This window comes from Pseudarthrobacter sp. RHLT1-30-1 (assembly GCF_059383415.1).
Map to the genome: position 1 here is coordinate 1 of NZ_JBWZCG010000052.1, position 11,966 is coordinate 11,966.

Here is an 11,966-nt window from a genome sequence, read left to right on the forward strand (position 1 = left end):
TGCTCCGGTCCCAGATCCCCGCCGCGGTGTCCGCCGGCAGATACGCGGAGAACCAGGCCATCCCGTCGGTGTCCGGGCGGAATTCGACCCGCCGGTCCGCGACGCCCTTGGCGTGGCGTTTTTCGATGCTCTCCGCGTGGTGGCGTTCCCGCCAGGTCCGGGCCTTGACCCGCAACCGGCCCGGGACGAGTTCCCCGGCCGGGCAGCCCCGTGCCGGGTTCGGCGCGGCCGGGTCCAGGAAGTGCGCCTCCAGCGCCGCCGCCCCGGCCTCGTCCAGGTTCGTGGTTTCGTCCACCATGACCCTCGCGTGCGCCCAGGAAATCGTCCCCGCCCGCAGCGCCGCGAGCGTCAGCGGCAGCCTCTCCGTCAGCGCCAGGCACTGGAAAAGGAACCCGTCGGCGGCCGCTTCACTCACCGTCAGCAGGCACGCGATCTCCGCCCGCACCACCATCTCCTCCAACGCGTTGTCCCGCAGCGACGCCCCGGGGGCGCCAGCGCCTGCGTGCCCTTCACGATGTCCGCGGCCAGCTGCACCTTCAGCGCCGCCAGCGGGCCGTCCACCGCGACCGCCAGGGCCAGAGCGTCCAGGGAACCATCCACCCGGTCCCGCATCGGATCATCCCGCAGCGGATCAGGGCCGCCAATGCCGGATGATCCAGCGCGGTCAGCGCCGGCCTCGGCGGCGAAGCCCGGGAGGGCAAACAGCGCCGCCGTCGCCGCCCCGACCGCCGCCAAAGCCTCCCTGCTCTCCACACTCAAGGCCGAGATATCCATACGTTAAGTAGAACAGGGGCCTCAGACAATAAGTCGGTACCGGCCGGGGGAAGCGAGACCCTGCCCCGGGCCGACGCGGGCGGTCGTCTGGCCCACGAGGGGTTTGATACGACTGCGTGGCCCTACGTCCGGTTTGGGGTCGACGATTTCAGGTGCTGGCGCCACCACTTGTGACAGTGACACGAACCGTCGAGGCCGGGCTACGGTGGCTCAGCCCAGCGCCCGGGGATGCGCGGCGGCATAGATTTCCCGCAGGGTGTCCGCCGTGACCATGGTGTACACCTGCGTGGTGGTGACGGAGGCGTGGCCGAGCAGTTCCTGGACCACGCGGACGTCGGCCCCGCCCTCGAGCAGGTGCGTGGCGAACGAGTGCCTCAGGGTGTGTGGCGAGACGTCCTTGGTGATGTTGGCCTTCTCTGCGGCGGCCTTGAGGATGGTCCAGGCGCTCTGCCGGCTGATCCGGCCGCCGCGGGCGTTCAGGAACAGCGCCGGGGTTCCCTTGCCCTTGGCTGAAAGCAACGGTCGGCCGCGGACGAGGTAGGCGTCCAGGGCACGGGCACCGAAGGATCCCAGCGGGACGAGCCGTTCCTTGGAACCCTTGCCGAACAGCCGGACGATCGCGGGCCCGCTGTCCTCGGCCGTTCCGGTGTGCAGCGAGATGTCGTCGACGTCGAGTCCGACGGCTTCGCTGATGCGGGCACCGGTGGAATACAGGAACTCCAGCAGGGCCCGGTCGCGCAGCCCGGTGGCGGTATCGGATCCGGCGGCCTCAAGGATTTTGGTGACTTCGCCGACGCTGATGGCCTTGGGCAGCCGTTTTCCGGGCATGGGCGGGTGGACGTCGCTGGCCGGGTCGGTGGGGGTGACACCCTCGAGGGCCCAGAACTTGTGGAGACCGCGCACGGCCACGACCGTCCGGGCCGCCGACCGGATGCCCAGGGCCGAACCGCCGTCGGATCCGTCAGAAAGCGCCTGGACGAAGCCGGTGACGTCGTGACGGGTGATGTCGCCCGGGTGCTGCCGGCCTGTGCGGGCGAGGCGCCTGGCGTAACGGGCCAGGTCCCGCCGGTAGGCGGAGAGGGTGTTGGCTGCGAGTCCGCGTTCCACCCCCATGTGCTGCAGGTAGTCCGTCATGGCGCGGTCTATGGCCGTCAATGGCCGGGCCGGGGCTGCGGCGGGAGCGGCGGCTGGCTCGGGATCGGTCGCTTCTGCCGGGGCTGCGGCGGGAACCGGCTGCTCGGCAACCCCTGGTCCTGCCATCAGCGCTGGCTCGGGTGCGCGGGCCACGGCGCGTTGCCCGGGCGGAGACCCTTGAAGTGGTTGGCGCGGGCCGCCGCCGCGGCGAGGATGCCGACGACGGCAGAGGGATTGTGCAGGCGGCCCTCCAGGACGGCCTGCACGGCGGACTCCAGCGGGATCCAGTGCAGCTCGATTTCGGCTTCCTCGTCGGTGCGGACGTGGAGTTCGTGGCCCGGTACATCGGTCAGGTCCCGGGCGAGGTAGATGCGGATGGCTTCGCTGGAGGATCCGGGGGAATTGAAGAAGTCGGCCAGCACGTTCCACTGGCCGGCGACGAGGTCGGCTTCCTCGGCGAGTTCCCGTGCGGCGCCGGCCACGAAGTCCTCGCCTTCAACATCGAGGAGCCCGGCCGGGATCTCCCACAGGTCCATGCCGACCGGATGCCGGTACTGCTTGATCAGCAGCACATCACCGGCGTCGTTCATCGGCAGGACCGCTACCGCGCCGGGGTGCTCGATGTAGTCGCGGACTAATGGGTCGCCGTCGTCGTGAAGCTGGAAACTGTCGCTGACGACATCCCAGATCCGGCCCTCGTAGACCGTCCGGGATGACAAAAGACGGCGCGGGCTCGGTTCGTCCGAAACCTGCCGTGCAGCATGGGGGGTTTCAGGGGTACCGGGCATCGCGCCGTCCTTTGATTTAGTTGATGGTTACTTCGACACTACCGGGGAAGGCTTGTCCGCGGCCGGAGCGCCCGCGGCGGTGCCGTCCGCGTTGTCGGCACTTTTTACGGCAGCCTTGGCGGAACCCGTGGCTGCACTCCCGTGGCCCTTCTGGTGCTCCAGGGCGGCCTTGACCAGCCCGGAGAACAGTGCGTGCGGCCGGGTCGGGCGTGAGCTGAGCTCGGGGTGCGCCTGCGTGGCCACGTAGTACGGGTGGACTTCGCGCGGAAGCTCCACGTACTCCACGAGCTTGCCGTCGGGCGACGTTCCGGAGAACACCAGTCCCTTGGCGGCAATCTGTTCCCGGTACTTGTTGTTGACCTCGTAGCGGTGCCGGTGCCGTTCGCTGACCTTGGTGGTGCCGTAGGTCTCGGCGACGACGGAGCCCTCATCGAGCTTGGCCTCGTACAGGCCCAGGCGCATGGTGCCGCCCAGGTCGCCCTTGCCGTCGACGATGTCCAGCTGCTCTTCCATCGTGGCAATCACCGGGTACTTGGAGTCCGGCTCGAACTCCGAGGAGGACGCGCCTTCGAGGCCGACCACGTTGCGGGCGTACTCGATCACCATGCACTGCAGGCCAAGGCACAGGCCCAGGACCGGGAGCTTGGTTTCGCGGGCATACTTCAGCGCGCCGAGCTTGCCTTCGAGTCCGCGGATGCCGAAGCCGCCGGGGACGCAGATCGCGTCGACGCCGTCCAGGGACTTGACCGCACCCTCGTGGGTTTCGCATTCGTCCGAGGGGACCCAGCGGATCTTGACCTTCGTGTCGTTGGCGAAGCCGCCGGCACGCAGCGCCTCGGTCACGGACAGGTAGGCATCCGGCAGGTCGATGTACTTGCCGACCAGGGCGATCTCAACCTCGTGCTTGGGGTTGTGGACCGCGTCGAGGAGCCGGTCCCAGCTGGTCCAGTCGACGTCCTTGAAGGGCAGGTCGAGGGCGCGGACGATGTAGGAGTCCAGGCCCTGGGAGTGCAGGGTCTTCGGGATGTCATAGATGCTCGGCGCGTCCGGGCAGCCGATGACGGCGTCGATGTCGACGTCGCACATGCGGCCGATCTTGTCGAACATCGCCTGCGGGACTTCGCGGTCCGAGCGGATCACGATCGCCTCGGGCTGGATGCCGATGGAGCGCAGCGCGGCCACGGAGTGCTGCGTCGGTTTGGTCTTCAGTTCCTGCGACGGGCCGATGTACGGCACGAGGGAGACGTGCAGGAAGAACACGTTTCCGCGGCCGATGTCCTGGCGGACCTGGCGGGCGGATTCGAGGAACGGCTGCGACTCGATGTCGCCCACGGTGCCGCCGATTTCGGTGATGATCACGTCGGGGGCGTGCTTGCCCTCGGCGGGAAGCCGCATGCGCCGCTTGATTTCATCGGTGATGTGCGGGATGACCTGGACGGTGTCTCCGAGGTATTCGCCGCGGCGTTCCTTGGCGATGACCGTGGAGTAGACCTGGCCGGTCGTAACGTTGGCCGAGCCTTCGAGGTTTTCATCGAGGAAGCGCTCGTAGTGGCCGATGTCGAGGTCCGTCTCGGCGCCGTCGTCAGTGACGAAGACTTCGCCGTGCTGGAAGGGATTCATCGTGCCCGGATCCACGTTCAGATAGGGATCGAGCTTTTGCATTGTTACAGACAAGCCGCGTGCCCGCAGGAGGTGACCGAGGCTCGAAGCCGTCAGCCCCTTACCGAGCGAGGACGCCACACCACCGGTGACGAAGATGTGTTTGGTCGTCTTGGACGAGCCCGGAAACCGGGAATTTACACGGGAATTTGATCGCTGCACCACGGAGTTCGAGCCTATCACCATTTCGGCCTTTCAAGGGTCTGTTCCCGGCAACCCGCTGTGATTGTGCTCCCACATGTGATCCCGGTATCGGGCGGCCGGAGGGCATGCTCAGGCCTGCTGCGGCAGCAGCCTGGCGTCATCCAGCAGCTCCTGGGCGTGGGCCTGGGCTGACTCGGAATCCTCCTGGCCAGCCAGCATCCTGGCCAGCTCCCGGACGCGTTCCGGCTCGTCGAGGAGCCGGACGTCGCTGGACGTGAAACCGGTCGCGGTGTCCCCGCCGGCGCCGCGCACGGACGTTTTAGTGACCCGGATGTGCTGGTCGGCGAAGGCTGCCACCTGCGGCAGGTGGGTCACCACGAGCACCTGCACGTGCCGGGCGAGCATGGCCAGCCGGCGCCCGATCTCGACGGCGGCACGGCCGCCCACGCCGGCGTCGACCTCGTCGAAGACAAAGGTGGGGACCGGGTCGACGGCGGCCAGCACCACCTCGATGGCGAGCATCACCCGGGACAGTTCACCGCCGGAGGCGCCCTTGCCCAGGGGGCGGGCGGGGGCACCGGAGTGCGGCTGGAGCAGGAAGGAGATCTCGTCCGCGCCGAACGGTCCCGGCGGCCCGCCGGATTCGACGTTGATCACGAGGGTGGCGTCCGCCATGGCCAGGGCTTTGAGTTCGGCGCTGACCCTGGCGGAGAGGTCCTTGGCGGCTTTCTTCCGCAGCTTGCTGATCCCGGCTGCCTGTTTGGCCAGCTCGGCCCCGGCGCGGGCCACTTCGGCGTCCAGCGCCTCGATCCGGGTGGAGTCGTCCTGCAGCTCCAGGAACCGTGCCCGGGACTGCTCGGCCCACTCCAGCACTTCGTCGATGCTCGGAGCGTACTTGCGCACCAGCTTGGCGAGAGTGCCCCGGCGGTCCTCGATCTCGGCGAGCCGCTCAGGGCCCTCGGTATCGAGGGTGGCCTGGTAGCTGGCGAGTTCGGTGGCGATGTCATTGAGCAGGAAACCGACTTCGGCGAGCCGGGTGGCCGCGGAGCCGAGTTCCCCGTCATGTTCTGCGACGTGCTCCAGCGTGCGTTTGGCGGCATCGACCAGTGTGGTGGCGTCGGCGTCCCCGCCGAAGTCCTCGGCAATGAGCGCCTGGTGGGCCGTGCTGGCAGCGATCCGGAGTTCCTCGACGTTGGCGAGCTTGACGGCCTCCCCCTTGAGCGATTCGTCTTCGCCCGGCTGCGGGTCGACGGCGTCGATTTCGGCCAGCGCTGCCTCCAGCGATTCGGCCTCGCGGAGGCGCTCCCGGGCGGCGCTGCGGAGCTCTTCGAGCTCGGCACGGCTGGACTTCCAGTGCGTGTGGAGCTCCTGGTAGCTGCCGAGCGACGCCGCGAGGCTCTCCCCCGCGAACTTGTCGAGGGCTTCGCGTTGCGCGACCGGGCTCTTGAGCCGGATCTGCCCGGACTGGCCATGGACCACCACGAGGGTTTCGCCGATCTCGCCGAGCACACCCACGGGTGCGGCGCGTCCGCCCAGGTAGGCGCGGCTTCGGCCGTCCGCCCCCACGCTGCGGGCGAGCAGCAGCTCGGCGCCGCCGTCGAACTCCTCGACCTCAGCCCCGGCCTCACGGGCGCGGGCAACGGCGGGGTGGCCGGCGTCGAGCTTCACCGTGGCCTCCGCGGAGGCGCTCTTCGCGCCGCTGCGTACGGCGCCGGCGTCGGACCGGGCGCCGAGCAGCAGCCCGACGGCGGTCACCACCATGGTCTTGCCGGCGCCGGTTTCACCGGTCACCACGCTCAGGCCCGGGCCGAGGGGCAGCGTGGCGTCGGTGATGACGCCGAGGTCGCGGATTCTCAGTTCTTCAAGCATGGTTCACTTCGCAGTCGATGGATCAGGAGTCGCGCCCGGCCCTGCGGGCGGCGGACCTGCCTGCGGCGGCGTCGGCAGCGGGGGCCACGGCCGGGGCGTGCGGATCACCGGAATCGGCCCGGTGTGGACCTTGGCGGCCTCCGGCGTGGGCCCGCGCCAGCCCTGGATGGGGAGTTCGAACTTTCGGACCAGGCGGCCGGAGAAGGGCGTCTGGTGGGTGCGGGCGAGCCGGACGGGGGTGGCGGAGCGGGTCACTTCCACCCGTGCTCCGGGCGGGAGGTCAACGGAGCGGCGCCCATCGCACCAGAGCACGCCCTGCGCTTCGGTCCGGTTCAGGATTTCGACCGCGAGCCGGGACCGGGGCGAGACGACCAGCGGCTTGGCGAACAGCGCATGGGCGCTGATTGGCACGATCAGGAGCGCCTCGACCTCGGGCCACACCACCGGCCCGCCGGCGGAGAAGGCGTAGGCGGTGGAGCCGGTGGGTGTCGCCAGGACGACGCCGTCGCAGCCGAAGGACGTCAGCGGGCGTTCGTCGACCTCGGTAACGACCTCGAGCATCCGTTCGCGGTTGCCCTTTTCGATCGCGGCCTCGTTGAGGGCCCAGGTGTGCCAGATTTTTTGTCCGCGGACCCAGACCTGGACGTCGATGGTCATCCGCTCTTCGACGGTGTAGTCGCGGCTGGCGATCCATTCGACGGTCTGGGCGAGGTCCGCCCGCTCGCTCTCGGCCAGGAACCCGACGTGGCCGAGGTTGACGCCGAGCAGCGGCACATCGACCTCGCGGACCAGTTCCGCGGCGCGCAGGATGGTGCCGTCGCCGCCGAGCACCATGACGAGTTCGACGTCGGGCAGCATCACGTGGTCGTGGAGGATTTCGACCGGCTGGTCGAGACGTCCGAAGAAGCGGACCATGTCGCCGAGCTCGGATTTCAGCATCACCGGAACGATGCCGGAGTCGTGGAGCTGGGCGCACGCTTCCCAGGCAGCCTTGAGGGACTCCTCACGGCCTGTGTGGGCAAGGATGAGGACACGCCTGCTCATCGGGTTCCGCCTTCTAGTGCTTCTAGTACTTGGGCCAGATCGTTCCGAGTAACGCAGCAACGGCTGCGTCCCGCTCTTCGATCTTAGGCAGGTCTGTGCCAATCCCGCGCTTTATCCACAGGAAGTACTCGACGTTTCCGTCCTGGCCCGGCAGCGGGCTGCTGGCCAGGCCCATGAGTTCCAGCCCGGTGTCGATGGCCTCGGCCGCAACCTTGCCCACGGCCAGGCGGCGCTCCCACTCCGAGGTGACAACTCCGGTGCGGCCCAGCCGGTCCTTGCCGATCTCGAACTGTGGCTTGACCATCAGGACCAGGTCCCCGCCCCGGTCGGTGCACGCCGCAAGGGACGCCAGCACGAGCGTCAGGGAGATGAAGGACAGGTCCGCGACCGTTAATGCCGCCGGACCACCGATCTCATCCGGCGTCATGTAGCGGACGTTGAGGCCCTCGTGCACGGAAACCCTGGGGTCATTCCGGATCACCGGGACGAGCTGGTCGTGTCCGACGTCGACGGCCACCACGTGGTCCGCGCCTCGGCGCAGCAGCACCTCGGTGAACCCGCCCGTGGAGGCGCCGGCGTCGAGGCAGCGTTTGCCCTTGACCTCGACGCCGGGGAAGGCGTCCAGCGCGCCGGCCAGCTTGTGCCCGGCGCGGCTCACGTAGTTGTCTTCGTCCGCGGCCGCCACCTCGAGGTTCATCTCGTCCTGGACCTGGAGGGACGCTTTCGTCAGCACTTCCCCGTGGGAGCTGACTTTGCCTTCGGCGATGAGGCGGGCGGCATGCGTGCGCGACCTCGCCAGGCCGCGGCCGACGAGGGCCTGGTCAAGCCTGCTCATGCGTGGCGTCCCCTCGTTTAGTGGTGGTTCTGGCTGCTGAATCATGTCCTCCGGGCGGCCGGTCTGTTGCGGCCGGGCCGGCTACGGACCCGCCCGCAACGGCCTCGTTCAGGGCGGCCAGCAGGTCATCGTGCAGGCCGGCGTAGACCTCCTGGTGGTGGTCCACCGGCAGCTCCGGCAGGCCACTGAGGCGGTCCAGCAGCGCGGCAACCGCGGGGTCAGCGGCGTCCGCGGCGGGGGCATGCCCCGCGGTGTGGACCGGTGATGCACTCAGCGCCGGCCAGCTGACCTGGGCTTCTTCCCCGCCGGGGTCCGTCTCGGTCGTGCTGTTCAGCTCCGTCATGGTCCCCAGTCTAGTGATCCAGCCATTCGAGGTCCGGTGCCAGGGCAGTGTCGGTCTCGGGGTTGGCTGTCCACCAGGCCGAACAGGCGGCCCGCCAGGCGTCGAGGTCGCCCGGGTCGCCACTGACTCGCACCGTCCGTCCGTCCACGACGGCGGACGCCGCGCCGCAGCGGTGCCGTCCGGCGTCGAGCTCGATATCCGGGTAGGGGCGGTAGAGGTCGGTGAGGTCGTTGATGAGGTAGTCGGGCCGTTCCGGGGTGCGCGCCGCGAGGATCGATTCCCTGGTGTCGACGCCGGTCAACACGGCGACCGTGGCGAAGCCGGCGTTGTTGCCGCCGAGGATGTCGGTGTCCAGGCGGTCGCCGACGACAAGCGGCCGGTCGGCAGCCAGCCGTTTCGCGGCGGCGTGGAACAGGGGCGCCTCCGGCTTGCCGGCAACCAGCGGCTCCTGCCCGGTGGCGGCGGCGACGGCCGCAACCAGGGTCCCATTGCCGGGGGCCATGCCGCGGGCCTGGGGAATGGACATGTCCGTGTTGGTGGCCACCCACAGGGCACCGCCGGCGACGACGTAGGCAGCCTCCGCGAGGTCCTTCCAGCCGAGATCCGGGTGGAAGCCCTGCACGACGGCGACGGGATGTTCGGCTTCGCTGCGGACCGGCACCAGCCCCGCGAGTTCAATTTCCTGCGCCAGGGAGTCCCCGCCGGTGACCAGGACCCGGGCACCCGCCGGCAGCAGGGAAGCCAGCAGCTCGCCCGCGGCCTGTGAGGAGCTGACCACCTGGTGGTCCTCCGCAGGGGCGCCGAGCTCGCGCAGGTGCTCCGCCACCTGTGCTGGCGTCCTGGACGCGTTGTTCGTGACGTAGCCCAGGCCGACGCCGATCCCGGCGAGTCTGCGCAGGGACTCCACGGCGCCCGGGATGGCGTGCGGCCCGGCGTAGACCACGCCGTCGAGATCGGCGAGCAGCGCGTCGAAGGTCGAGATCAGCTCCGGTGCGGCCATTCCCGATCAGCCTTCGGAGCGTTCCGGCCCGCGGGCGTCGGTGTCAGTGTCGGGGGAATTTCCGTCGGAGTCGCTGTCGGAGTCGGGGTGGGAATCGCCGCGATCGCCTTCACCTGTATCGTCATCGGAGTCGTCGCCGCGGAGAACCTCGGAGCGGTCCAGGGCATCCTTTTCCACGGAGTCGTCATCGGACTCCGCATCGTCGGACTCCCAGAAGTCGGACTCGACGTCGTCCGCTCCTTCGTCAAGGGCAGTCGCTGCCGTCCCGGTGGTTTCCGGGAGGCCGGCAACGGCCTCGGCGCTGGCGGCACGCGGCGCCTGCTCTCGTTCGGGGGCGGACCGCTGGGCGGCCTGCTCAGCGAGAAGCCGGCGCTGCTGCGCTTCCTCGCGGGCTTCCTCTTCCTCGTCCCAGCCGAGATCGATGATGTCCGGGTCTTCGGAGGCATCGAGGCCAAGGGCGTTCTCGGCGACAGCCGCCTGGCGCTGCCATTTTTCGGCTTCGGCGGTGCGGCCCACTGCGGCCAAGGCGTCGGCGTAGGCGCGGAACAGGCGCGGGCTGTAGGAGAAGGCTCGGTTGATGTCGAGCTGGGCAATTTCCAGTTCGGAGACGGCGGCGTCGAGTTGGCCCAGATCGGTCCGTGCGCCGGCGGCCACGATGGCCAGTTCCGCCTTGCCGGGGGCGTCGAGGTCCTTGGCTTCTTCGGAGCGTGCCATTTCCAGGGCGCGGTCCGGCCGGCCGAGTCCTCGTTCGCAGTCAGCCATGACGGGCAGGTGCATGTTGGAGCCGCTGATCCGCCGGTAAGTGCGGAACTCGCGCAGGGCTTCGCCGTAGTGGCCGGCGGCGTAGGCGGTCAGGCCTACGGCTTCGCGGACTGCGGCGAGGCGGCCACCGCGGCGGCTGGCCGCGAGGGCGTGCTGGAACGCGAGTTCGGGTTCCTCGTCGATCAGGCGCCCTGCCATCACGAGGTGGCGGGCCACCCACTCGGCGCTGTTTTCCTCGAGGGTCTTGATCTGGTGATGGGTGGCGCGGTCCAGCTCTTTGCCCGTGACGTCGTCGTCGATTTGCGGTGAACGTTCGCGGTCCGGTCGGTTGGCGCTGCGGAGATCCCGGGCGTTGGGGACGCGGACCGGGCGGTCTTCTGCCCGGTCGCGGTCGAAGCTGCGGGCCGGACGGTCGCCGCGGTCGAAGCTGCGGGCCGGACGGTCGCCGCGGTCGAAGCTGCGGGCCGGACGGTCGTCACGGTCGAAGCTGCGGGCCGGACGGTCGTCACGGCTACCGAACGGCTTCCGATTGTCGCCGCCGCTGAAGGGCTTGCGGTCGCGGTCGCCGCCGAGGCTGCGCGGCTGTCCCCCACCTTCACGCGGAGCGCGGTCGCCATAGGGCTTGCGGTCGCGGTCGCCGCCACCGCTGTACGGCGGCTTGCGGTCACCGGCGCCAGCGCCAAAGGAGCGACGCTCGCCGCCACCCTCACGCGGAGCACGGTCACCAAACGGCTTGCGGTCGCGATCGCCGCCACCGCTGTATGGCGGCTTGCGGTCTCCGCCGCCACTGAAGGGCTTGCGGTCACGGTCACCGCCGAAGCTGCGCGGCTGTCCGCCGCCTTCCCGGGGAGCACGGTCGCCATAGGGCTTGCGGTCACGGTCTGCGCCACCGCTGTACGGCGGCTTCCGGTCACCCCCACCGGCGCCAAAAGAGCGTTGCTCGCCGCCGCCCTCGCGGGGGGCACGGTCGCCATAGGGCTTGCGATCGCGGTCACCGCCGCCGCTGTACGGCGGTTTCCGGTCACCGTCACGCGCCGGACGTTCGCCAAAGGGCTTACGGTCGCGGTCGTTCGAGGACGGACGCTCCCCCTGGGCTCCGCGATCATCGCGAGCACGGAACCCCCGGGGATCACCGCCGGAGTTGTTGGTGCCGCGGAATCCGCCGCCGCCCGTATTGCGTCCGCCGCCAAAGTTGCCGCGGTCACTGCCGCCGCGGTTACCATCGTTGTGCTCAGCCATGCTGGATTCCTCCTGTTATGAGCTGACCACTGGCGCAATCGCAGCCGCTCTATTCCGTGTTTCGTCCCTACGCAACCCGAAATCTAGCGCTTCGAAGTCCGTACATCTCATCCAATTCTAGGCGAGTACCCTGCGCCCGGCTAACGGACTGGGCTCTTTCGACCGTCCCGGTGTCAAGCCTCACAGGCGGGGCCTGACCCTGCCATTGTCTGGCCGGCAGGTTCTGACCGACAGGCCTGGGTCCGCGTGCCCGGGCCGTCATCAGGTGTTTGGGGGTTAAATGCGGGAGAGCCCCGACCTGTGTGGTTGGGGCTCTCGACCGTGTAATGATGTTCCGGCGGTGACCTACTCTCCCACACCCTCCCGGGTGCAGTA

11 protein-coding genes are annotated in these 11,966 nt (G+C 69.3%); all 11 read right to left on the reverse strand.

The features are described from left to right. The coding region (locus AC50YM_RS20285; protein ID WP_494958731.1) for a DUF222 domain-containing protein at positions 1–445 on the reverse strand (445 nt) is incomplete at its 3' end. Then, complete coding sequence (locus tag AC50YM_RS20290) at positions 418–774, reverse strand: hypothetical protein (protein WP_494958732.1); 357 nt, start codon at positions 772–774, stop codon at positions 418–420. The genes AC50YM_RS20290 and AC50YM_RS20285, both read right to left, overlap by 28 nt. Before the next feature lie 210 nt (positions 775–984). Then, entirely contained in the window at positions 985–2,034 is a 1,050-nt protein-coding gene (gene xerD, locus AC50YM_RS20295; RefSeq protein WP_494958733.1) for a site-specific tyrosine recombinase XerD, read from the reverse strand. After that, on the reverse strand, positions 2,034–2,696 hold the full coding sequence (locus tag AC50YM_RS20300) for an NUDIX domain-containing protein (protein WP_494958734.1): 663 nt from the start codon (positions 2,694–2,696) through the stop codon (positions 2,034–2,036). Before AC50YM_RS20300 ends, xerD begins: the two co-directional genes overlap by 1 nt. A 27-nt stretch (positions 2,697–2,723) precedes the next feature. After that, on the reverse strand, positions 2,724–4,538 hold the full coding sequence (gene pyrG / locus AC50YM_RS20305; RefSeq protein ID WP_494958741.1) for a CTP synthase: 1,815 nt from the start codon (positions 4,536–4,538) through the stop codon (positions 2,724–2,726). A gap of 90 nt (positions 4,539–4,628) precedes the next feature. Beyond that, positions 4,629–6,368: a DNA repair protein RecN gene (gene recN, locus AC50YM_RS20310; RefSeq protein ID WP_494958735.1), complete on the reverse strand. Its 1,740-nt coding sequence runs from the start codon at positions 6,366–6,368 to the stop codon at positions 4,629–4,631. A 3-nt stretch (positions 6,369–6,371) separates the two neighbouring features. Next, positions 6,372–7,412 carry an NAD kinase gene (locus AC50YM_RS20315; RefSeq protein ID WP_494958736.1) on the reverse strand — a complete coding sequence of 347 codons (1,041 nt, stop codon included), beginning with the start codon at positions 7,410–7,412 and terminating at the stop codon, positions 6,372–6,374. 22 nt (positions 7,413–7,434) lie between these two features. Continuing rightward, entirely contained in the window at positions 7,435–8,247 is an 813-nt protein-coding gene (locus AC50YM_RS20320) for a TlyA family RNA methyltransferase (RefSeq protein ID WP_494958737.1), read from the reverse strand. Next, entirely contained in the window at positions 8,234–8,590 is a 357-nt protein-coding gene (locus tag AC50YM_RS20325) for a hypothetical protein (protein WP_494958738.1), read from the reverse strand. Before AC50YM_RS20325 ends, AC50YM_RS20320 begins: the two co-directional genes overlap by 14 nt. A gap of 10 nt (positions 8,591–8,600) precedes the next feature. After that, a complete protein-coding gene (locus AC50YM_RS20330; RefSeq protein WP_494958739.1) occupies positions 8,601–9,590 on the reverse strand; it encodes an HAD-IIA family hydrolase in 990 nt (329 codons plus the stop codon). Between the two features lie 6 nt (positions 9,591–9,596). Further along, positions 9,597–11,591 carry a hypothetical protein gene (locus AC50YM_RS20335; RefSeq protein ID WP_494958740.1) on the reverse strand — a complete coding sequence of 665 codons (1,995 nt, stop codon included), beginning with the start codon at positions 11,589–11,591 and terminating at the stop codon, positions 9,597–9,599. Positions 11,592–11,966: the final 375 nt, after the last annotated feature.

Coding starts and splice junctions, on each gene's coding strand:
- recN (WP_494958735.1), bottom strand. CDS start 6,368: ATGCTTGAAGAACTGAGAATCCGCGACCTCGGCGTCATCACCGACGCC.
- AC50YM_RS20325 (WP_494958738.1), bottom strand. CDS start 8,590: ATGACGGAGCTGAACAGCACGACCGAGACGGACCCCGGCGGGGAAGAA.
- xerD (WP_494958733.1), bottom strand. CDS start 2,034: ATGGCAGGACCAGGGGTTGCCGAGCAGCCGGTTCCCGCCGCAGCCCCG.
- AC50YM_RS20290 (WP_494958732.1), bottom strand. CDS start 774: ATGGATATCTCGGCCTTGAGTGTGGAGAGCAGGGAGGCTTTGGCGGCG.
- AC50YM_RS20300 (WP_494958734.1), bottom strand. CDS start 2,696: ATGCCCGGTACCCCTGAAACCCCCCATGCTGCACGGCAGGTTTCGGAC.
- AC50YM_RS20335 (WP_494958740.1), bottom strand. CDS start 11,591: ATGGCTGAGCACAACGATGGTAACCGCGGCGGCAGTGACCGCGGCAAC.
- AC50YM_RS20315 (WP_494958736.1), bottom strand. CDS start 7,412: ATGAGCAGGCGTGTCCTCATCCTTGCCCACACAGGCCGTGAGGAGTCC.
- AC50YM_RS20330 (WP_494958739.1), bottom strand. CDS start 9,590: ATGGCCGCACCGGAGCTGATCTCGACCTTCGACGCGCTGCTCGCCGAT.
- AC50YM_RS20320 (WP_494958737.1), bottom strand. CDS start 8,247: ATGAGCAGGCTTGACCAGGCCCTCGTCGGCCGCGGCCTGGCGAGGTCG.